General features: G+C 68.3%; 23 protein-coding genes and 1 riboswitch. Of the genes, 12 read left to right on the top strand and 11 right to left on the bottom strand.

Annotated elements, in window-relative coordinates; translation table 11 throughout:
- Positions 1–23 precede the first annotated feature (23 nt).
- The 5 genes from U9977_RS14450 to U9977_RS14430 form a co-directional block, all read right to left on the bottom strand.
- Positions 24–854, bottom strand: a complete 831-nt coding sequence (locus tag U9977_RS14450; RefSeq protein ID WP_322749768.1) for an alpha/beta fold hydrolase — start codon at positions 852–854, stop codon at positions 24–26.
- Between the two features lie 156 nt (positions 855–1010).
- The gene (locus tag U9977_RS14445; RefSeq protein ID WP_322749767.1) at positions 1011–1868 is read right to left on the bottom strand and encodes an FAD:protein FMN transferase; all 858 of its coding nucleotides are present in this window, start codon (positions 1866–1868) and stop codon (positions 1011–1013) included.
- Positions 1865–2359: an FMN-binding protein gene (locus U9977_RS14440; protein WP_322749766.1), complete on the bottom strand. Its 495-nt coding sequence runs from the start codon at positions 2357–2359 to the stop codon at positions 1865–1867. Before U9977_RS14440 ends, U9977_RS14445 begins: the two co-directional genes overlap by 4 nt.
- Positions 2360–2461: 102 nt before the next feature.
- Positions 2462–3787 (bottom strand): ferric reductase-like transmembrane domain-containing protein, encoded by a 1326-nt coding sequence (locus tag U9977_RS14435; RefSeq protein ID WP_416210614.1) that lies wholly within the window; start codon positions 3785–3787, stop codon positions 2462–2464.
- A 342-nt stretch (positions 3788–4129) separates the two neighbouring features.
- Complete coding sequence (locus U9977_RS14430; protein WP_322749764.1) at positions 4130–5956, bottom strand: bis-aminopropyl spermidine synthase family protein; 1827 nt, start codon at positions 5954–5956, stop codon at positions 4130–4132.
- 195 nt (positions 5957–6151) lie between these two features.
- Between U9977_RS14430 and hisD the strand changes: the two genes are divergently transcribed.
- The 5 genes from hisD to U9977_RS14405 all read left to right on the top strand — a co-directional run bounded on the left by hisD (position 6152) and on the right by U9977_RS14405 (position 11488).
- Complete coding sequence (gene hisD, locus U9977_RS14425; protein WP_322749763.1) at positions 6152–7447, top strand: histidinol dehydrogenase; 1296 nt, start codon at positions 6152–6154, stop codon at positions 7445–7447.
- A 26-nt stretch (positions 7448–7473) separates the two neighbouring features.
- Complete coding sequence (locus U9977_RS14420) at positions 7474–8664, top strand: histidinol-phosphate transaminase (RefSeq protein ID WP_322749770.1); 1191 nt, start codon at positions 7474–7476, stop codon at positions 8662–8664.
- Between the two features lie 122 nt (positions 8665–8786).
- Positions 8787–9374, top strand: coding sequence for an imidazoleglycerol-phosphate dehydratase HisB (hisB, locus tag U9977_RS14415; RefSeq protein WP_322749762.1), 588 nt, complete (start codon positions 8787–8789; stop codon positions 9372–9374).
- On the top strand, positions 9371–9979 hold the full coding sequence (gene hisH / locus U9977_RS14410; RefSeq protein WP_322749761.1) for an imidazole glycerol phosphate synthase subunit HisH: 609 nt from the start codon (positions 9371–9373) through the stop codon (positions 9977–9979). The genes hisB and hisH overlap by 4 nt, the downstream gene beginning before the upstream one ends.
- A gap of 288 nt (positions 9980–10267) precedes the next feature.
- A complete protein-coding gene (locus U9977_RS14405) occupies positions 10268–11488 on the top strand; it encodes a cytochrome P450 (protein WP_322749760.1) in 1221 nt (406 codons plus the stop codon).
- A gap of 104 nt (positions 11489–11592) precedes the next feature.
- Here U9977_RS14405 and U9977_RS14400 read toward each other — a convergent pair whose 3' ends face one another.
- Complete coding sequence (locus U9977_RS14400) at positions 11593–12246, bottom strand: SnoaL-like polyketide cyclase (protein WP_322749759.1); 654 nt, start codon at positions 12244–12246, stop codon at positions 11593–11595.
- A 386-nt stretch (positions 12247–12632) separates the two neighbouring features.
- On the opposite strand from U9977_RS14400, the gene U9977_RS14395 reads away from it, so the two are divergent.
- From U9977_RS14395 to U9977_RS14385, 3 genes are all read left to right on the top strand, one after another.
- Positions 12633–13052 (top strand): YccF domain-containing protein, encoded by a 420-nt coding sequence (locus U9977_RS14395; RefSeq protein WP_322749758.1) that lies wholly within the window; start codon positions 12633–12635, stop codon positions 13050–13052.
- Between the two features lie 105 nt (positions 13053–13157).
- A riboswitch (cobalamin riboswitch) is annotated at positions 13158–13282 on the top strand.
- A gap of 49 nt (positions 13283–13331) precedes the next feature.
- Entirely contained in the window at positions 13332–13553 is a 222-nt protein-coding gene (locus U9977_RS14390; RefSeq protein ID WP_416210613.1) for a CbtB domain-containing protein, read from the top strand.
- 12 nt (positions 13554–13565) lie between these two features.
- Entirely contained in the window at positions 13566–14318 is a 753-nt protein-coding gene (locus U9977_RS14385; RefSeq protein WP_322749756.1) for a CbtA family protein, read from the top strand.
- Here U9977_RS14385 and U9977_RS14380 read toward each other — a convergent pair.
- From U9977_RS14380 to U9977_RS14360, 5 genes are all read right to left on the bottom strand, one after another.
- The gene (locus U9977_RS14380; protein WP_322749755.1) at positions 14279–14695 is read right to left on the bottom strand and encodes a PIN domain-containing protein; all 417 of its coding nucleotides are present in this window, start codon (positions 14693–14695) and stop codon (positions 14279–14281) included. The two genes, U9977_RS14385 and U9977_RS14380, sit on opposite strands and share 40 nt — an antisense overlap.
- A complete protein-coding gene (locus tag U9977_RS14375) occupies positions 14683–14937 on the bottom strand; it encodes an AbrB/MazE/SpoVT family DNA-binding domain-containing protein (RefSeq protein ID WP_322749754.1) in 255 nt (84 codons plus the stop codon). The genes U9977_RS14380 and U9977_RS14375 overlap by 13 nt, the downstream gene beginning before the upstream one ends.
- 33 nt (positions 14938–14970) lie before the next feature.
- The gene (locus U9977_RS14370; RefSeq protein WP_322749753.1) at positions 14971–15735 is read right to left on the bottom strand and encodes an ABC transporter permease; all 765 of its coding nucleotides are present in this window, start codon (positions 15733–15735) and stop codon (positions 14971–14973) included.
- Between the two features lie 118 nt (positions 15736–15853).
- Positions 15854–16660, bottom strand: a complete 807-nt coding sequence (locus U9977_RS14365) for an ABC transporter permease (RefSeq protein WP_322749752.1) — start codon at positions 16658–16660, stop codon at positions 15854–15856.
- Positions 16657–17760 (bottom strand): ABC transporter ATP-binding protein, encoded by a 1104-nt coding sequence (locus tag U9977_RS14360; protein ID WP_416210612.1) that lies wholly within the window; start codon positions 17758–17760, stop codon positions 16657–16659. The genes U9977_RS14365 and U9977_RS14360 overlap by 4 nt, the downstream gene beginning before the upstream one ends.
- Positions 17761–18159: 399 nt before the next feature.
- Between U9977_RS14360 and U9977_RS14355 the strand changes: the two genes are divergently transcribed.
- From U9977_RS14355 to U9977_RS14340, 4 genes are all read left to right on the top strand, one after another.
- Entirely contained in the window at positions 18160–18699 is a 540-nt protein-coding gene (locus U9977_RS14355) for a YceI family protein (RefSeq protein WP_322749751.1), read from the top strand.
- A gap of 77 nt (positions 18700–18776) precedes the next feature.
- Positions 18777–18992, top strand: coding sequence for a helix-turn-helix domain-containing protein (locus tag U9977_RS14350; protein ID WP_322749750.1), 216 nt, complete (start codon positions 18777–18779; stop codon positions 18990–18992).
- Between the two features lie 62 nt (positions 18993–19054).
- The gene (locus tag U9977_RS14345) at positions 19055–19471 is read left to right on the top strand and encodes a TetR/AcrR family transcriptional regulator (protein WP_322749749.1); all 417 of its coding nucleotides are present in this window, start codon (positions 19055–19057) and stop codon (positions 19469–19471) included.
- 75 nt (positions 19472–19546) lie between these two features.
- On the top strand, positions 19547–20030 hold a 484-nt coding region (locus U9977_RS14340), incomplete at its 3' end, for a PAS domain-containing protein (protein WP_322749748.1).

Genomic DNA, 20030 nt, shown 5'->3' with positions numbered 1-20030 from the left:
AAGCCCGAGGTTAAAAATCAAGCTTAGCGCGCCGTCGAGTCCCGGGCCTCGAAGTGTGCGGTCAGCGCTTGGCTGACGGCGGCCGGCTGCTCGATGACGGCCAGGTGCCCGGCCTGGGCGAGCTCCACGAGCGTGGCCCCGGGAATGCCGTCGGCGAGCTCCCGGGCATGCGTGGGCGGGGTCGCGATGTCCTCAAGGCCGGCGACGACAAGCGTGGGCGCGCTGATGCGGCCGAGATCCGCGCGTAAGTCGAAGCCGCCCAGCGCCGCGCAGCAGGCCGCATAGCCTACTGGATCCACGGTCGCGAGGTCGGCGAGCAGGCCGCGGACCCGTTCCGGTGCCCGCTGCACAAAGCCTGGGGCGAACCAGGGCTCGGCGCCGCGCGCCACCATAGGTGCCATCCCCTGCTCGCCGATGACGGCGATACGCTCGTGCCAGCCCTGCGGTTCACCGAAACGGGCTGACGAGCAGACCAGAGCCAGGGCGGTCAGCCGGTCAGGATGGTGGACGCCCAGGTGGGCGCCGATGGCACCGCCCAGAGAGATCCCCGCATAGGCGAAGCGGGCGTAGCCGTACCCGTCGGCGAGCTCCAGGACCAGGTCGGCGAGCGCGGCCATGCTCACTCCGGCCGGGACGACGGCCGCGGCAGTGCTTGCTTTGGCCGGGACGACGTCCGCGGCGGTGCCGCCATGCCCTGGCAGGTCGAACCGGAGCACCCGGTGGCGACGGGCGAGCATCGGGACGAGCTCGTCCCAGACATGCAGGGTGGTGCCCAGCGACGGGCCGAGTAGCACCGGCGGGCCGGACGTCGGACCGTCGGCGCGGTGGTGCAGGCGGGCGGAGCTGCTGGTCACGGATTCTCCCGGATGCATGGATCAGCGCCGCAGTGGGCGTTCACCGCGGGCGCCACCGTGGTTGCCGACCGCCTCGGCCTTTGCCGACCGCCTCGGCCTTTGCCGGACGGTCGGCCGTCATCGGATACTCGGGTTCTATCAGGTGTTCGTGGTTTGTCAGGTGTGCGAGGCTACTCGGTCGCGGCGGCCGAACCCGGGCGTGCTTCGGTGGGTGCCGTCCGCGGTGACCACCAGCGCTTCGGTCCGGTCCAGGCTCGTGAGCCACGCCAGCGCATCGGCGCCACGGGCAAACGCGGCGGTCGCGTACACGTCCGCCCACATCAGCGACGGGCCCGTCACAGTCACCGCCAACAGGTCCGAACCAGCAGGCCGGCCGGTCCTCGGGTTCACGATGTGCGCACCACGCGCCGCGCTGCCCGACGTCGCCACCCCACCGCAGCGGACGGGCAGGGTGGCGAGCACACGCGTGCTGTCGAGGGGGTCGCAGATTCCGACATTCCAGGCCGGGGATACCGGGTCGTCCACATGAGCGGCGATGTCACCGCCGGCGCTCAGGTAGTGGTCGTGGCCGTCGATCGCCGCCAATCTCGCCGCGGCACGCTCGACCACCCAGCCCTTGACCAGGCCGGACGGGTCGAACCAGCGGCGGCCGGCCCCTGCCTCTGCCCCTGCCCCTGTCACTGCGCCGGCATCAGGCGCAGGCAACTGTGCGCTGAAGTAGCCGTCGGTGCGTTCGGTGGCGTCGGCGCAGAGGTCCGCGACCTCCTGGACGAGACGGTCGCAGCCACTCAGCGCCAGCTCGCCCCGGTTCAACATCATGATCTCGCTGTCGGCGCGGTAGGTACTGAACAGCGCGTCGACCATCCGCAGCTCAGCGAAGACCTCCGCGACGATGCGTTCGACCTCGGGGTCGCCGTGCGCCCGCGGTCCCCGCAGGTGCAGGCTGACGGGCATCCCCATGATCTGTTCGATCCAGGCTCGGCGGGACATCGACCCCGCCACCCACGCCGTCATGACAGGTGCGCCGCGTCAATGGCGGACTGCAGCGAGCGGATGTAGCCGTCGCTGGTGACGGTCGCGCCGCTGACCACGTCGATCTTCGCGCTCTGGGAGGCGACGGTCTCGGAGTTGAGGACGGGGACGGCGACCCTGTTGATCTCAATGTCGCGTGGGTTGTGATCCGGTAGCTGCACGGTCTCGGCGCTGACGATCCGGCCGGCCGCGACGGTGATCCGTACCTGGACGACACCCCACCTGGTGTTGACCGCGGATCCGGTCGTAGCTGTCGATCCGCCGGATGTGGACCCGGATGTGGACCCGGCGGTGGCACCGGCGGTGGACACGGCGGTGGACACGGAGCCGCTGTCGGACGTCGTGGCGGAGTCGCCGGTACTGACCGCCGCGGCCGAGGCCACGGTGGCACCGGTGCTGGTGCTGGTGCGGTAGCTGAACAACAGTACGAGGCCCGCGACGGTCGAGGCGATGGCTACCACGATGCGGCGCATGTCGGAGTCCCTTCTGGGGCTGACGCGGTTGCGGTCGGGATGGTGCGGCCAGGGGAGAGGGGACGATCGTCCCGGCGGGTCCGGTGCTCCGCCGCAGGCTGGTCACCAGCTAAACCGTTCCATGTGCAACTGTTCTGACGGGACTCCGGCCAGCAGCGCCGCGTCCCGCACGGCGTCCATCCAGGCGTCGGGCCCACAGATGAACACATCGTGGTCGGCGATGTCAGGCACGATCTGCCGCAGCGCGTCGTCGTCCAGCAGGTGGGAGAAGCGTTCCGGCAGCCATGACGAGCGGTCCGGCGAACGATGCCCGGGCAGGTAGATGACGCGGATGCCGCGCATCGCGGCCAGCACGTCCAGTTCGTCCCGAAAGATCAGGTCTTCCTCGGTAGCGGCCCGGTAGATCAGCGTCGCCTCGCCGGGGGAGTAGTCGAGTTCCTCCAGCAGCGCCCGGATCGGGGTGACGCCGATGCCCGACGCCATCATCGTCACGCGGCGTCGTTGGCGGACGGCGCCGGTGAGCCGGCCGTAGGGACCCTCGATGTGTACCCGACTGCCGGGTCGCACGTTGGCGAGCGCGGCGCTGCCGTCACCGAGGTCCTTCACGGTGATCCGCAGCCAGCGCGGGTGTGCCGGCGCGGACAGCGAGTAGGGATGGCCACGGGACCAGCCGGGTCCGGTCATGAACCGCCAGATGAAGAACTGCCCGGCACTCGCGCCCAGCCGTTCGATCGCCTGGCCGCGCAGGTGCAGGGACACCACGGCGGGTGCCTCGGCGACGACCCGATCAACGACGAGGCTGTGCCGCCAGGTGCGCAACGCCGGCAGGCCGAGACGGAAGACGATGACAGCGCCAGCCGCGGCCGCGTAGATCGTCCACCAGTACACCCTGGCCCACGGGGTCGAGGTGAAGTCCGCGCCGGTCCACAGCTCGTGTGGGATGGACAGGCCCACCCCGAGGTAGGCGTACAGGTGCAGCAGGTGCCAGGACTCGTAGCGCAGCCGCCGTCGCGCCGCGCGCACCGAGGTCACGACGACCATCACCAGCATCGCGGACCCGGCCGTCGCCAGCAGCATGCCGGGGTAGTTGGTGATCAGGTCCCAGGTCTGCGCCACCAGGCCCGTCCGGGCCGCCGCCGCATAGCCCAAAATGATCAGCACGATGTGGGCGAGCATCAGGTTGAAGGAGGTGAATCCGACGAGACGATGACGCCGGGTGAGCTCATCCTGGCCGTAGCTGCGCTCCACCCAGGGAATCCGCGCCATCAGCAACACCTGGATGAGCAGCAGGTCCGCGGCGACCAAGCCGGTGAGCCGGCCGAGCCCGGTCAGTATGCCGCTGCTCCCGGTGAGGTCGGCGATACCCCCGTGCGCGAGCCACAGGGCCACGACGATGACCATGCTCGCAGCCGCGGACAGACCTGCCATGTCCCGCCACCACAGACGGGGCGCCTTCGGATGGACGGCGGACGGGGCCGGTGGCGTGGGTGGCTGTGCGTCGGTAGGCGGCTGTGCGTCCGGGGCGGCGCCGTCGGATGACTCCAGATATTCAGCTGGCCCCAGCATCGTCAAGCTCATGGGCTGCCCTCCGTGTCCGCGCTCGGCCATGCCGGCGCTCTGACATCGATGGTGGGCAACGGGACTTCAGCGATGCTGAACACAACCTGTGAGGTTGCTGGGTTCCTGGGCGCTCTTATCCCACTCGACTGCTGGAATTCATCCGACTGCCGGAGTTCACCCGACTGCCGGAGTTCACCCGACTGCCGGAGTTCACCCGACTGTCGGAGTTCGCGCGGCGGCGCTCGGGCGACCGACCTGGGCCGCGATCCGCGCGATCCGCGTGATCTGGTGGCGGGGTAGGTCCATCAGCGTTGCGGCGAGCAGGCCCGGATCGGCCACGGCTGCCTCGACGGCGGCTCGGGCGTCCTTCTTGCTCAGTGTGCAGCCGGCGCCCCGGGTCGGGTCTCGGGTCGTCGGGTCCTGGGTCGTCGGGTTCTGGGTCGTCGGGTCTCGGGTCAGAGCCTCCGTCCAGACGTTGCCGACCTTTCCATGGGGCCGATCGAACAGCCAGCGGACTATGCCTTCCCCCGTGCTCAGCGGGGCGGCCTCGATCGGGACGGCCTCGAGCAGAGCCAGTCGATCATGGGGAAGCCGCCGCCAGCACAGGCGCCATTTCGGCGCGAACAGCGCGCCCAGCGCGTGAAAACACTCGGGGTTCACCAGGTCGGAATGATCAACAGGGATGAGAGCGACGAGCCGGTCGGCGTTGACCGCGAGCAGCGTGCGGGCGAGCCACGGTCCCGGGTCGGCGCTCAGGTCGGCGGCCACCTGTACTCGTCTGCGTCCACTGAGCGACTTCGGCAGGCCGCCACGCAGTGCCGTGGCGAGCCGGACATGGGCGGGTCCCGCGGGGGAGGTGTCCGGGGCGCCGTCGCCGAGGAACACCAGCCGGCCACCGTCGAGGCCGATCGCGGCAGTGGCCAGCAGTTCCTGGGCGGCCGCGGGCGAGGGCCCCGCGTCCGCCGCGCTCTCCACCGCATGGCGGCCCCGGGTGTAGATCGCGGCGCGGCCCCGGGAACCTGGGGTCGCACCGGCCAGCTGCCGCCATGTCGTCGCGGTCGGCCGGCACACGTACAGGTCGCTGGTCGCGCCTACCGCCTCTGCGCCGTCGTAACCGTTGAAGTCCGCCATGATCGCCTCAACCGTGAGGTGAAGATCGCTGACGGCACGTTGCACCTTCCACCCGAGCGCCGGATGCAGGTCGCTGTGTCCGTAGGCGAGCAGCAGCCGCCCACGTCGGGTGTCGCGCAGGCCGGCCAGCCCCCGGTGCAGGAAGAGAGTCACGCCCTCGGGGGTGTACGGCGGATCGGTGAAGATCAGATCTGCCCAGGACTCGGTCACGGCCGGCAGCCCGAAACGCAGGTCGGCGAACAGGCAGCGGATGTCGAGACCCCTGTCCCGGGACTGGGCGTCGATGAACTCCAGCAGCCGCTCGTCGAGGTCGACGACGGTCACCGACAGTCCCGGCACGAGGATGCAGGCGGCCAGCGAGGTGAGATCATGATCGCCGATACACAGCAGGTGCGCTCGGGTGAGATCGTAGGTGGAGTCCATCCACAACGCGCGCCGGGCCGCGGTCTCCCCGGTTGCCGGGACGTGGTCGAGGTCGATGCGCGACGGCGGTGCCGCGGCCACGAGATCGTCCATGGTGTCCACCAGCGCGCGGTGCGCGGTGAGGCGCGCCGCGAGCGGATCGCTGAGCGCGGTGCGTCCGAGCTCGTCGAAACCGAACCGGTCACGATACGCGGCCACCAGCTGCGGTGAAATCATGACAGCGCCGGCAGCGCCGCTGGATGTCGCCGTGCCGCTGGATGTCGCCGTGCCTTCGCGCAGGTCACCGGTGAGGCAGGCGAGCACCTCTTCGACGGTACGGCGGGCCACGCCCGAGGCCCGGACGAGATCGCCGATGGTCCACGGCCGTTCGGTCAGCAGCGCGACGACCCGCCGAAGTGGGCGCGCCTGCGCCCCGTAGTCGGCGACGAGGTTCTCAAGCCGGTCGAAGGCCCGTCCGCTCTCCGTAGTGCCGTGGGCTGTCACTTTTCCGCCGTCACCTTCCCATCTTCACGTTTCTCTCCCACTGTCGCTTTCCCACCCTCCCAGGTACGCACGCGCTCGGGCACCAGCGCTGCCCCGTGACGCCGCGTCCCCAAGAGCGCCCCTCTTGCCGGGCGCTCTATCGCCGGTCGCACGAAGACCGGCGCGCCTCGTGCGGGTACGGATACTCTCGTCGTCGTGCTGAGAACGCTCGATCTGCGCGCGGGCCTGCCGTCGGCTCCAGCGCTGCGCGGGCTGCTGCCCCGCGCGGCGCTCGATGTCGAAGCCGCCCTCGACGCGGTCCGCCCCGTCTGTGCTGACGTGCGTGACCGCGGTGATGCGGCGGTCCTCGATGCGGGCGAGCGGTTCGACGGGGTCCGCCCGGCCGCGGTGCGGGTTGCGCCCGACGCGCTCACCGACGCGCTCGACCGGCTCGACCCGCGCGTCCGCGATGCGCTGACCGAGGCGATCCGCCGCTGCCGGCTCGTCCATCGTGCCCAGCGCCGCGAGTCGTTGACGATCGACGTCGCCGTGGGGACCCGGGTCACCGAGCGCTGGCTCCCGGTGGAGCGGGTGGGGTTGTACGTGCCGGGTGGGCGGGTCGCCTACCCGAGCAGCGTGGTGATGAACACGGTACCGGCGCAGGAGGCCGGCGTCGGTTCGATCGCACTGGCCTCGCCACCTCAGGTCGAATGCGGTGGACTTCCGCATCCGACGATTCTCGCAGCCTGCGCCATGTTGGGCGTGGACGAGGTCTATGCCGCCGGTGGTGCGCAGGCGATCGCGATGTTCGCACACGGCACGGCCAGTTGCCCGGCGGTGGACGTCGTGACGGGCCCCGGCAACATCTACGTGACCGCGGCAAAGCGCCTGCTGCGTGGGCTGGTCGGGGTGGACGCCGAAGCCGGCCCGACCGAGGTGGCGATCCTCGCCGACGACACCGCGGATCCCGCCCACGTCGCGGCTGATCTCATCGCGCAGGCCGAGCACGATCCGATGGCCGCCTGCATGCTGGTCACCGCGTCCACCGAGCTGGCCGACGCGGTCGAGATCGAGCTTGCCAAGCAGGTGCCGGCGACCCGCCACCGCGAGCGGGTGGAGGCCGCGCTGACCGGCCAGGGCGTGGTCGTACTGGTCGCCGACACCGACGCGGGTCTGGCGGTGGTGAACGCCTGGGCCGCGGAACACCTGGAGATCCAGACGGCGGACGCCGCCGCGGTCGCCGCCCGGGTCCGCAACGCCGGAGCGGTGTTCGTCGGGCCGTGGGCTCCGGTTTCGCTCGGTGACTATCTCGCCGGGTCCAACCATGTCCTGCCGACCGGCGGTACCGCCCGGCACAGCGGCGGACTTTCGGTATCGGCGTTCCAACGGCAGGTCCACGTGGTGGAGTGTGATCGGGACGCGCTCGTCCAGGTGGCTCCGCGGGTTGCCGCGCTCGGCGGAGCTGAAGATCTTATCGCCCACGTCGACGCGGTGGAGGTGCGCGTGCGATGACCGCCAATCCGGTTGCAGACCATCCGATGGCAGAGCCTGATCCCGTGTCCGGCCGGTCGTTGGCTGCGGGTCGGGTGCGCACGACGCGCCCGCTGACGCTTGACGAGTTGCCGTTGCGTGACGACCTACGCGGCCAGGTGCCCTACGGCGCCCCGCAGCTCGACGTTCCGGTGCTGCTCAACACCAACGAGAACCCGCACCCGCCGTCCGCCGGTCTGGTCGACGCCATGGGCAAGGCCGCGGCGCTCGCGGCCACCGAGGCCAACCGGTACCCCGACCGCCAGGCCGAGGCGCTTCGCGCGGACCTCGCCTACTACCTGACCTCGGACGCCGGCTTCGGGCTGCGGACCGATCAGGTGTGGGCGGCCAACGGGTCGAATGAGGTGCTCCAGCAGCTGTGCCAGGCCTTCGGCGGCCCCGGGCGGGTCGCGCTCGGATTCGAGCCCTCCTATTCGATGCACCGGCTCATCGCGATGGCAACCGCGACCGGCTGGGTCGGTGAGCCCCGCGAAGCCGACTTCACCCTCGCTCCGGCCGCGGTGGCGCAGGCGATCCACCGGCATCGGCCGTCCCTGGTCTTCCTCACGTCACCGAACAACCCCACCGGCACCGCGCTGCCGACCGAGGTGGTGACCGCCGCGTGTGCGGCCGTCAGCGAGACGGGCACCGGCATGGTCGTCGTGGACGAGGCCTACGCGGAGTTCCGGCGGGCCGGGGTCCCCAGCGCGCTCACACTGCTGCCGGCAGCGCCGCGGCTGGTGGTGACACGGACGATGAGCAAGGCGTTCGCGCTCGCCGGCGCCCGGGTCGGTTACCTCGCCGCGCAGCCGGCTGTCATCGACGCATTGCAGCTGGTGCGGCTGCCCTACCATCTGTCGACCTTCACCCAGGCGGTCGCGCGTACGGCGCTCGCGCATGCCGACGAGCTGCTCGGCACCGTCGAGGCGGTGAAGGCGCAACGGGACCGGATCGTGACCGAGCTGACCGGGCTCGGTTGCGCGGTGGCTCCCAGCGACGCGAACTTCGTGCTGTTCGGACGGTTCCCCGATCAGCGCGGCATGTGGCAGGCACTGCTCGACGCGGGCGTCCTCGTCCGGGATGTCGGCCTACCCGGCTGGTTGCGGGTCACCGCCGGGCTGCCCGGTGAGATCGACGCATTCCTCGCCGCCACCCGCGTCCTGCTGGCCGACCCTGCTATGACACCGATCCCGCGATGACACCGACCCCGCTTTGACACCGACCCTGCTATGACACCGACCCTGCTCGATGACCTCGGCGCGGTCATGACGCCGGCGCGTTCCGATCTTCAGCCGCCGGATTCCGGGAAGGAATGACGACCATGGGCCGCACCGCTCGGATCGAACGCAAGACCTTGGAATCACATGTCGTCGTCGAGCTGGACCTCGACGGCACCGGCGTGTCGTCGTCGTTCACCGACGTCCCGTTTTTTGATCACATGGTCAGCCAGCTCGGCAAGCACGGCGGCTTCGACCTGACCGTGCGCACCCGCGGCGACCTGCACGTCGACGCCCACCACACGGTCGAGGACACCTCGATCGCGTTCGGTGAGGCGCTGCGCGAGGCACTCGGCGACAAGACCGGGATCCGGCGGTTCGGTGACGCGCTGGTACCGCTGGACGAAGCGTTGGTGCAGGCGGCGGTGGACCTCTCCGGCCGGCCGTACTGCGTGGTCGTCGAGCCGGAGTTGATCGAGCTCATTGGCACCTACGACACGACGCTGACCCGCCACGTGTTCGAGTCGATAGCGGCGTCCGCGCGGATCGCGTTGCACGTGCGGGTGGTGTCGGGCCGCAACGCCCACCACGTGGTCGAGGCGCAGTTCAAGGCGGTGGCACGGGCGCTGCGGGACGCGGTCGCGCTCGACGGGCGGGTGGCGGGTGTGCCGTCCACCAAAGGTGTGCTGTGACCGGTCCGCGGGTGGTCGTCCTGGACTACGGATCGGGGAACCTGCGCAGTGCGCAGCGGGCACTCGCCCGGATCGGCGCAGCCGTGACGGTGAGCGCCGACCCGGCCGCAGGCGGGGCCGCGGACGGGCTCGTGGTGCCCGGGGTGGGTGCCTTTGCCGCATGTATGGCCGGGATCGCCGCGGTCGGCGGGGCGGCCGTCATCCGCGGACGGATCGCCCGCGGGCAGCCGGTTCTCGGGATCTGCGTGGGCATGCAGGTCCTCTACGACCTGGGGGATGAGCACGGGGTGCGGACTCCCGGCCTCGGCGTGCTCACGGGGGAGGTTCGGCGTCTGGACGCGCCGATCCTTCCGCACATGGGGTGGAACACGGTGGCCCCGCCGCCCGACACGGTGCTGTTCGACGGGCTGCCGGCGGACACGCGGTTCTACTTCGTCCACTCGTATGCGGCCAAGGCGGAGCCCGGGGACACCGTGGCCGAGCACGGTGAGCCTTTTGCCGCCGCCGTGGAGCGAGGTCCCCTGTGCGCCACCCAGTTTCATCCGGAGAAGTCCGGCGATGCCGGTATCCACCTGCTCGCCAACTGGCTACGCACGCTGGGCTAGCTGCACTGGGCCTCCGGGTGCGCGAAAAGGCCATGATCGCGCACCCTTTGGCCGGGCTAGCTGCACTGGGGCCTCCGGGTGCGCGAAAAAGCCATGATCGCGCACCCTTTGGCCGGGCTAGCTGATCAAAAGGCCTCCGGGTGCGCGCAAACAGCCATGATCGAATATGGTTGACGTGATCAACCACGCAGGCCGCGCCGCAGGATAGGGCCGGGTCTGCCTGCTGCGCGCCGAGCTGTACTGGTTCCATGGTGGGGTGGGGGTGTCCGCCACGGAATGGAGCGCGCGGTGGTCCCGTCCCTTCGGGTCGATGGTCACGCAGGTCGCTTTGACCCACGTAGTCCTGATCTTGTCCGTGACCCGTACCCGGTCTTCGCCGAGCTTCGGGCGGCCGGCCGCCCGGTGTGGAGCGACGAGCTCGGGATGTGGCTGGCGGCCAGGTACCGTGACGCCGACGCGGTGGTGCGTCACCGCGGGCTGGGCCGGATCTACCAGCCACGCCTGCCCGAGGACCTCTGGGTCGGCTTCAACAAGCTGGAGCGGGAGTCCGTCCTGGGATGTGAGCCACCCAAGCACACCCGGTTGCGCGGGCTACTGGGCAAGGCCTTCGCCCGCGGCAACATCGAGCGACTGCGGCCGCACATCCACGAGCTGTGCCAGGTCCTGCTCGACGGCGTCGCGATGAGAACGGCGGACGGGCAACCCTTCGACCTGATCAGCGAGTTCGCCGAACCACTGCCGGTGATGGTCATCGCCGAGCTGCTCGGTATTCCCGACAGCGACCGGCATCTGCTGCGCCCGTGGTCGGCGGATCTGGTGAAGATGAACGAATACGAGCGCAGTCCCGCGCAGGAGGCCGCGGCCCGGGAGGCGGCCGCCCAGTTCGGCGCCTACGTGCGCGCCCTTGCCACCGAACGCCTCCGCCGTCCGCACGACGACCTGATCACCCATCTCGTCCAGGCGGAGCAGGAGGGCGACCGGTTGACCGAGGACGAGCTGGTTGCCACGGTCGTGGTACTGCTCAACGCCGGGCACGAGGCCAGCGTCAACTGCCTCGGCAACGGCATGGTCGCGTTGCTGAGCCACCCCGAGCAGCAGCGGCGGCTGATTGAGCGGCCGGCGGAACTGGCCGCCACCGCAGCCGAGGAGTTCCTCCGCTTCGACTCGCCACTGCACCTTTTCGAACGGACCGCCATGGCCGACGTGGAGATTGGGGGAGTGGTCGTGCGGACGGGGGAGCGGATCGCGGCTCTGCTCGGTTCGGCCAACCGTGACCCTGAGGTTTTCGAGCGGGCCGACGAGTTCGATGTCGGCCGGGAACCGAATCCGCACGTCGCCTTCGGCGGTGGCGTCCACTTCTGCGTTGGGGCGCCGCTGGCCCGGGTGGAGCTGGCGATAGCCGTGCGCAGCCTGATGGCGCGCTTTCCCGCGCTTTCTTTCGCTGGGACCCCCGTCCGGCGTCCCACCTTCGTACAACGTGGCTGGAGCTATCTCCCGGTCACACGTTGACGTTCTGGCCGGGCGCTCTCAGCCTGTTCCTGGCGGCTCCTGCTGTTGGTCTGTTGGTCTGTTGGTTGGCGCGGCTGACGTGGCGGAGAGCCGCGCCCCCGATCTCACGCGGAGCGTGTGCCGGCTAGCTGGCCGAGGAAGCCGGTGTTGTCGTAGAAGTGTTCGACTTCGAGCAGTCTGAGGTCGTCAGCGACACGCGCCACGCTGACCCCGAACATCTCGACGCGTTCGCCGGTTGGCTCGAACCCCTTGTACGGTCCGCTGAAGGTACCCCAGTGGCGCCATTTAAAAGTGATCATAGGCGGTGGCGAGTAGACCTCCAGGACCTCCCAGAAGAAGCCGCCCGGAAGGGCCTTGAGGAAGATTTGATGGGAGGACTCGAACGTCTCGTCGCTCGCCGAGTAATAGGGGTTCTCGCCGATGAGGATGTTGTAGCTGCCTCTTTCGACAAGGTCCTGACTGTTTGCCCAGGGACCGCCGTTGACGCGGGTACGGAACTGATCGGTGACCATACTGACCCATTGGGCCGGATCTTTCTTGTGGGAGACCTCCATTTCGAAGACCTGAACCACGCGCTCGACGATGTCGGCCAGGGAGCCCTTGGCGTGTTCGTGGGTACGCTCCTGGGGCATCGTCTCTTTCGACAGATGATAGTCGGGCGGCTCGCCGTCGCGCCACCGTACTCCAGCGGCACCGGCGATGACCGCGTCCCGGCCCTGCACGTGCAGCGGCTGGTCTTCGGCCTTCTCGTTGTTCACCGTGTTGCTCCTCCTGTCGATCGGTCAAATCCAGGATGCGTCGAGTGCCGTTCGGGAAGAATCTCCGGAACGGATGGGAGCGGTGCTGCCCAGCGCGGCCGGCAACGGGGACGCGGCGTTGCAGGGCGTGGAGCATGCATCCCGCGTCCTCCGTCCCGGTCAGGTTACTACCCGTGAGGGTAGCAGAAAACAGGACGAAGGTCCTGAATTAGCCGAACATATGGATATACCTGAATGTCGGGGTTGGGCGTGCCGGCGAGGCCCTTGTCGAAGGGGTCGGGGCGTGGAGGGTCGTGAGGTCCGCGAGATGCCGGCGATCCAGTCCCGCCGGATCTGGGTCGAGCGTGACTCGGGATCGTGACCGCTCAGGCGGGTAGGTAGCGGGCGTGCGGATAATCGGAAACATTCTGTGGCTGTTGTTCGCCGGGTTCGAGCTGGCGCTCGGCTATCTCCTTGCCGGCATCGTGTGCTGCCTGCTGATCGTGACGATCCCGTTCGGGGTCGCGGCGTTCAGGTTGGCGGGCTACGTCGTCTGGCCGTTCGGCCGGGTCGTGGTCGACCAGCCCGGCGAGGCTCCCGTCGTGCTCTTCCTGGTCAACCTGCTGTGGTTCCTGATCGCCGGCTGGTGGCTCGTCCTCGGACATTTGATCTTCGGCGTGGTGCTCTGTTTGACGATCATCGGGATCCCGTTCGGCGTAGCGTCGTTCAAGATGATTCCGCTGGCCATCGCGCCACTGGGTCGGCGGGTGGTCCCCCTTCAGAACCTCGATCCGGCCATCCCGGTCGCGGCATCGGTCTACAGGTGAGGGCTGTCCACAGTTGACGGCGGGCGGCCAGTAGCCCTTCGGCCCAGCTGGTCCTCTGAGTACCCGGTGAGATGCGTAACCGGTACTGCTTGACGCGAGGGGTTGATTGCTGGTTGTCTCATTGGTGTCCGAGCGGTGGAAGCCGGTGTGAATCCGGCACGGTCGCGCCACTGTGACCGGCCCGCCCAAGGAGCGACGTCGGAAGCCAGACCCATCGCCGGACATGCCCTGCCGAGTGGAACGCGTGATTCCTGTGGAGGTCCCGCAATGGCCCATGCAATGGCGTATCCAGCGGCTGGCGATGCGCCGGCCGCCCGGCCGGCGCTGCCGACGATCCCCCTGACCGAGCTGGCCCCATTTGCGCTCTTCGGTTCGGTCCTGGCGCTGCTGCTGCTGTACTTCGTCGGTGCGGAACAGGGCGCCGTGTCGCTCGTGGGCGGTAGTTACATCCACGAGTTCGTACACGATGCCCGTCACCTGCTCGGTTTCGCCTGTCACTGAGCGGGGCCGGTGATGGTTCGCGCACTGCTGATCCGTGGGATGCTGGTCGGCGCGCTCGCAGCCGGGTGTGCCTTCGTCGTCGCCAAGCTCCTCGGGGAGAGCGAGGTCGGCCACGCGATCGCCTTCGAGTCGGCGCGGGACGCCGCCGACGGCGTGCAGGCAATGAATCTGGTGTCCCGAAACGTGCAGAGCACCATCGGCCTGTTCACCGGCCTGTTGGTGTTCGGCGTCGCAATCGGCGGGCTCTTCGCTCTCGCCTACGCCGGTGTGCAGGGCCGTCTCGGTGGCCTGGGTGCGCGGGGGACGGCGGCGCTGGTGGCGCTCGCGGGCTTCATGGGAATGTACCTGCTGCCCGATCTGAAGTATCCGGCCAACCCGCCGTCCATCGGTAATCCCGACACCATCGGTGAGCGCACAAGCCTGTACTTCACGATGATGCTGATCTCGCTGGCAGTGGTCATCGGTGGCGCTGTGACGGCTCGCCGGCTCGCGGCGAGGTTCGGTGCCTGGGATGCGGCGTTGCTCGCCATGGCCGGTGCTCTGGTGATCGTCGGGTTGGCCTGTTACCTCCTGCCACAGGTCCACGAGACCCCGCAGGGATTTCCCGCCGATGTGCTGTGGCGGTTCCGCATCGCATCCCTGGCGATTCAGGTGTCGCTGTGGACCACGATCGGCCTGCTGTTCGGGGCGCTGACCGAGCGTGCGGTCCGTTCGGCGCGCAGTGATCAGAAGACGAGTTCCGCGGTGGCTCCCACTGCGGCATAGGTGGGCAGGGCACGGCGGTCAGCTGTCAACAAGCGTGCACCGGCAGCCGCGGCGCTCATCCCCACTAAGGCGTCGTACACCTGCCCGCCTGTGATCCCGGTGGCGGCGAAGGTGGTGAGGAGCCGCCGGTACTCGGCCGGGCTGAGTACGAGTGGTTCGTCAGGAAAGTCCTGCGTCAGCGCAAGCACGACGTCGGCAGCCGGGGTGGCGACCCCGCGCTGAAGCTTGGTGAGCACGGAAACCGTCTCGATCAGAACATGTCCGGGTAGCTGCCGGACGTTCCGTACGAGATCGAGTGACCTCTTGTGTTCGGGATGCCAGTCTGCAAGGGCTGGCACGATCACACTCGTATCGGCTGTTGTGATCAACGAGGCCATCCGCGCGACTCGTCGATCATGCGAAGTAGGTCTTCGTGCTCTAGGAGTGGGGTGGGTGTACCGGTCGTGAGCACGGTACGGCCGTCCCGTTCGACGGCGACGGCCCTCGGCCCGACCGGCCGCAACGTGAGTTCGCCGTTGCGTTCTTCAACCTCGATCTGGGTGCCTGGTTTCAGGCCCATGCGCTCGCGCAGGGCTTTGGGCACTACCAGTCGGCCTGCCACGTCAATGGTTGTGATCATGGTTTGAGTCTACCATCGCCGCTGATCGGATGATCAGCTACCGGTGGAGCGATAGTGGCGCAGACCGGTGCGCCAGGCGGCGGTGGCGAGCACGAGCCCGGCACCAGCGACCAGCGGCGAGGCGAACCGGAACGCGGTCGGCAGACCGAGCGGGTCCGGCTTCGCGAGTACGTACAGGGCAGGTTGCCAGTTCAGGAACGCCAGCGGGACGATGAAGGTCAGCGTCTGCATGCCGTGTCGTCCATACAGGGACATCGGGTACTGGGTCAGGAAGTTTCCGCCGTAGGTGACCGCGTTCATCGCCTCCGCCGCCTGCTGGACGACGAACTGGAACGCCGCGCCGGCGATCCAGATCGCGCTGAACAGGCCGACGCCGGATATCACCATCACGGCTACCAGCAGCACCCGGCCGGGGTTCCACGCAACATCCAGCCCGGCGATCGCAAGCCCGAGTACCCCGAAGCCCTGGGCGAGGCCGCCGAGTCGACGCGGCGAAAAGCCGTCCGTGGCGACCTGTACGAGCAGTCCGACCGGCCGGACGAGCATCACATCCAGGCTGCCGTCCCGGATGCGCTCGCCGATGCGCTCCATCGACCCGAACAGCATGTTGGACAGGGCGAACGAAGTGGAGGACGTTCCATACAGGAAGGCCACCTCGGTGAAGTCGAAGTCGGCGAGCCGCGGCACGTTCGCGAACAGCACCCCGATCACCGCGAGGTCAAGGCCGGTCGAGAGAAACTGCCCCACCGCCAGCAGCGCCACCGACGCACGGTACTGCCAGGCCGCCTGCGTCCACATGGTGGCGAACAGACAATAATGGCGCACCGCTTCAAAGCGGTTACGGTATGCAGTACCAGTACCAGTACCAGTACCAGTACCAGTACCGGCTGTGGCTGTGGCGTCGGCCTTGGCGACGTCAGCCACCCTGGATCACCAGCTTCCGGGTGGCTCGGGTGGTGAGAAGCCGGCCGGTCGCGAGGAGCACGGCGGCCCACCCGGCCTGGAAGGCGAGCTCCGTGAGCATCGAGACGTCTGTCCGACTGCCCAGGAACACGTCCGCCGGCACCTGCATCATGGCGGCGAACGGTAGTGCCTGGGCCAGGACCCGCAGCGCCCCGGGCATGATGGCAAGAGGAACGGCGACGCCGGAGAAGAACACCGTGCACAGGCTGTAGGCACTTTCCAGACCTCGCTGGTCGAGAAGCCAGAACGAGGCGAGGGCGATCAGGTAGCGCAGCCCGAAGCTGACCAGGAAGCCCAACACGAGGGACACGGCGAACAGCCCCCAGATGCCTGGACCGGTGGGGATACGCAGGTCGAACAGAACTGCGGCGACCGCGATCGGAGGCACTCCGCGGACGAGTAGCTGGACGGCGCCGCGGCCGGCGTCGGCCGCCAGCCACCAGGTCTGGAAGCTGACCGGTCTGGCCATGTCCATGGCCACGGCGCCGGACCGAATGCGTTCGGGCAGCTCGATCCCACCGCCGAACAGCGCCATGGATGTGATCAGTGCTTGCCCGAGGAAGACGAACGTGACCACGCCGGCGGTGTCGTACCCACCAAGGCCGGGTCGCTGGTGCCACACCTGGAGCAGTACGTAGGCACGGATGATCCCGAAAACCGTGTTGGTGAACGCCCCGGCTGCGGTCGCGGCCCGATAGCCGGCGTAGCGGCGGGCGCTGCATCGGGCGACGGTGAGGTAAGTGGCGAGGTGGGCTGTCATCGTGAGCCGGCCTGGCGGGGCAGCGGCGGCCCGCCCGCGCCCGACGTGTAGAGCTCGGCGATGATGTCCTCGATCGCAGGCTCGCGAATCGACAGGTCGATCAGGGGGTATCTGCTGGCCACCGCGGCGACCAGCGGCGCCGCGCTCGCGGCTGCGGGGAACGCCAACCACTGGCGTGGCCCGTCGATCCTCACCACGCGGGCACCGGCGATGTCGATCGGCGGGTGTGGCCCGGCAAGGTCGACGACCAGGGTGCGTTCTCCACCGATCTGGGCGCGCAGGTCGGTCAACAGTCCGTCGAAGCCGAGTCGGCCGTGATCGATGACCAGCACCCGCCGGCACAGCTGCTCGATGTCGGTCATGTCGTGGGTCGTGAGCAGCACCGTTGTCCCGTGTTCACGGTTGATGTCGGTCAGGAACCCGCGTACCGCGGCCTTGGACACGACATCGAGCCCGATTGTCGGTTCATCAAGATAGATGATTTCCGGGTCGTGCAGCAGCGCGGCGGTGAGATCGCCCCGCATGCGCTGGCCGAGTGAAAGCTGGCGGACGGGAGTGTCAAGGAACGGCGCCAGTTCCAGGAGGTCGACGAAACGGTCGATGTTCTCGCGGAACCGGGTCGGCGGAACACGGTAGATACGCCGAAGCAGGTTGAAGCTGTCGCGCAACGGCAGGTCCCACCAGAGCGTGGTGCGCTGCCCGAAGACGACCCCGATTCGGCGCGCGAGCTCCATCCGCTGCCGCGACGGGTCGAGCCCACCAACACGTAAGAGACCGGTGCTGGGTACCAGAATCCCGATCAGCATCTTGATGGTCGTGGACTTTCCGGCGCCGTTTGGGCCCAGGTAGCCGACCATCTCCCCGGCCCGGATGCGAAAGGTCAGATCGACTACGGCCGGCACGTTCACCCGTTCGCGGCGAAATCGGCCAGCCCGGCGGCGTAGGACGAACGTCTTCCCGACCCCGGCGACATCGATCACGACGTCGCCGGGGTCGCTTGCGTCGGGGTCGGGGTCGGGGTCGGGCTTCGGGGCCGGGTCGGGCCGTCCGCCGTGTTGATCATCTGGCGCGGCTACTGGTGGCTGGCGCGGGACGGTCACAGCCGATGATCATAACAGGCTCTTAACGATGTGAATCTGATGCTCCTGCCACAACACCAGATTCACATCGTTCCCAAAGAGCGCCCGGCAACAGGGGTATGGATCAGGGAGCGGGACTGGGGTGCGTAGATCGCGAGGCGGAGGAGGGTGGCACCCTGGTCGTGGGTGTCGACCGACGACAACGTGGCGAGATGCGTGCCCCGGCCCCGCGACGTCGCGTTCCCTATTGCACGTTGCTATAAGTCGAGCTCTACCTCATGTTCGTGTTAGGCTGACAACGTTCATCGTGGGCGGTTTGGCAGCTTGCGAAATCACGCACATGCCGCTCGCCAACGGCGTGATGATTTCCCCGGGCTTTTTACGTGGCCGGCGGCCTTGAGGCCATCAGGAGGAAAGACCATGGCAGAACGGTCGGTATCGACGCAGGACGTGGCGGTACCCCGCGCGGGCACCTATCGCATCGACCCTGAACGCTCCACCGTGCGGTTCACCACCCGCGGTATGTTCGGGCTTGCCAAAGCGGTCGGCACCGTCGCCATTCGTGAAGGCGTGGTGGTCGTCACCGATCCGATCGAGAAGTCCGGCGTTCGCGCCGTGCTCGACGCGAACAGCGTCAACACCGCCAACCGCAAGCGGGATGACCACCTCAGGACAAAGGATTTTCTGGACGTCGCAACTCACCCGGACATCACGTTCGTGGCCGACGGGATCCGGGAGGCATCCGGCGCCTGGGTCGTGCCCGGCACCCTCACCGTCCATGGCGTCTCCCGGCCGGTGGAACTGACCATCACCGCAGCGGCACCGGCCGCCAGTGAGGTGCGGTTCCATGCGGTCACCCGGATCGATCGAAACGAGTTCGGCGTCAGTAAGATGAAGGGAATGGTCGCCCGTCACCAGGCGATCGACCTGGATCTCATCGCGGTGCCCTCCGCTGGGTGATCCGGAAAGCAGCCGGCTCGCAACACGCTGGCTGGTGTCACGTAACACCACGGTACGGTCATCCATAGGCTGGAACCATGCTTGATGTGGCGCGTTCAGATTGTCGAGAGCGCATACTGCGTCGCGACGCACAGCGTAACCGTGATTTGATCATACTGGCTGCGCGTGACGTCTTTGCCGAACATGGCGTCGACGCATCGTTGGAAGCTGTCGCCCGGCGCGCCGGTGTGGCGATCGGTACCGTCTACCGGCACTTCCCCACGCGCATCGACTCCCCACGCGCATCGACCTGATCGAGTCAATCTTCCTCGACAAGTTGCGGTCCTGGGTTGAGGCCGGCGAGCAGGCATTGGCCATGCCTGACGCCTGGGACGGCTTCGCCTTCTACCTGGAGCGGTTGTGCAGCCTCCAGGCCCACGATCGCGGCTTTAACGACGTGGCCTCGATGCACCTGCCCAAGGCCAATCGGCTGGAGGAGGCTCGAAGCAGCGCCTACGACCTCAGTTGCCGCATCATCGCCCGCGCCCAGCAGCAGGGCACGCTGCGCGACGATGTCACCGCGGAGGACATCGCCATTCTCATCTGGGCCAACACCCGCATCATCCAGGCGACCCGCAGCGTCGCTCCCCGAGCCTGGCAACGTCACCTCGGCCTCATGCTCGACGCCTTTCGTGCTGAACGGGCCAGCTCGTTGCCCGAGCCGCCGATGTGTCCGGCCGAGGTCTGTCAGGCCATGCTCACTCTTGGCGACTCCGGCTTCCCGGGTGGTTGACCACAGCTTCCGCTGTCGGGTATGGGTCGCGATTTCCTGGTTCTAACCGGGGCGCGAGGGGGAAGAGCGAGATAGATGACACTGGAGACACGTGGCCCGACCGTCGACGGTCGGATTGATGATTTTTTTGGTGTGGTGGATGCGGCCACAGCCGCGGTTGATCCGCATGGCACCGTCATCGCCTGGAGCGCGCCTGCAGGTCGGATGCTTGGTTATTCGCCGGATGAGATCGTCGGGAAGTCCGGGGTCGGCATCCTTGCCACCGACATTCCGGGCGCTTTGCGTCTGGCCGTGGCGGAGCAGCGGGGATGGAGCGGGCAGGTCGCTGTGCGTCACCGCAACGGCCGAATCCTGATTCTGACACTGTGTGCCTATCCATTGCTGGATGCTGCCGGCGGGGTTCAGTGGTTCCTGGTCGTCCCCGGAGCGGAGGGGGATCCGGAGAGCCCAGGGGATCTGGAGAGTCCAGGGGATCTGGAGAGTCCAGGGGATCCGGAGGAGAATCCGTTCGCGCACGTGAACGATCGGACGATCGCGGACTGGGGGTTTACGCAGTCCG

Origin of the sequence: Protofrankia sp. Cas8 (assembly GCF_963555845.1) — a bacterium.
GTDB lineage: Bacteria > Actinomycetota > Actinomycetes > Frankiales > Frankiaceae > Protofrankia.
Note: the sequence above shows the minus strand (reverse complement) of the source record. Positions and strands in the feature narration are given on the sequence as shown.

Coding starts and splice junctions, on each gene's coding strand:
- U9977_RS14345 (WP_322749749.1), top strand. CDS start 19,055: ATGCCTGACGCCTGGGACGGCTTCGCCTTCTACCTGGAGCGGTTGTGC.
- U9977_RS14440 (WP_322749766.1), bottom strand. CDS start 2,359: ATGCGCCGCATCGTGGTAGCCATCGCCTCGACCGTCGCGGGCCTCGTA.
- U9977_RS14420 (WP_322749770.1), top strand. CDS start 7,474: ATGGCAGAGCCTGATCCCGTGTCCGGCCGGTCGTTGGCTGCGGGTCGG.
- U9977_RS14435 (WP_416210614.1), bottom strand. CDS start 3,787: ATGGCAGGTCTGTCCGCGGCTGCGAGCATGGTCATCGTCGTGGCCCTG.
- U9977_RS14375 (WP_322749754.1), bottom strand. CDS start 14,937: ATGATCACAACCATTGACGTGGCAGGCCGACTGGTAGTGCCCAAAGCC.
- U9977_RS14370 (WP_322749753.1), bottom strand. CDS start 15,735: ATGTGGACGCAGGCGGCCTGGCAGTACCGTGCGTCGGTGGCGCTGCTG.
- U9977_RS14390 (WP_416210613.1), top strand. CDS start 13,332: ATGGCGTATCCAGCGGCTGGCGATGCGCCGGCCGCCCGGCCGGCGCTG.
- U9977_RS14445 (WP_322749767.1), bottom strand. CDS start 1,868: ATGACGGCGTGGGTGGCGGGGTCGATGTCCCGCCGAGCCTGGATCGAA.
- U9977_RS14365 (WP_322749752.1), bottom strand. CDS start 16,660: ATGACAGCCCACCTCGCCACTTACCTCACCGTCGCCCGATGCAGCGCC.
- U9977_RS14350 (WP_322749750.1), top strand. CDS start 18,777: ATGCTTGATGTGGCGCGTTCAGATTGTCGAGAGCGCATACTGCGTCGC.
- U9977_RS14355 (WP_322749751.1), top strand. CDS start 18,160: ATGGCAGAACGGTCGGTATCGACGCAGGACGTGGCGGTACCCCGCGCG.
- U9977_RS14385 (WP_322749756.1), top strand. CDS start 13,566: ATGGTTCGCGCACTGCTGATCCGTGGGATGCTGGTCGGCGCGCTCGCA.
- hisB (WP_322749762.1), top strand. CDS start 8,787: ATGGGCCGCACCGCTCGGATCGAACGCAAGACCTTGGAATCACATGTC.
- U9977_RS14380 (WP_322749755.1), bottom strand. CDS start 14,695: ATGGCCTCGTTGATCACAACAGCCGATACGAGTGTGATCGTGCCAGCC.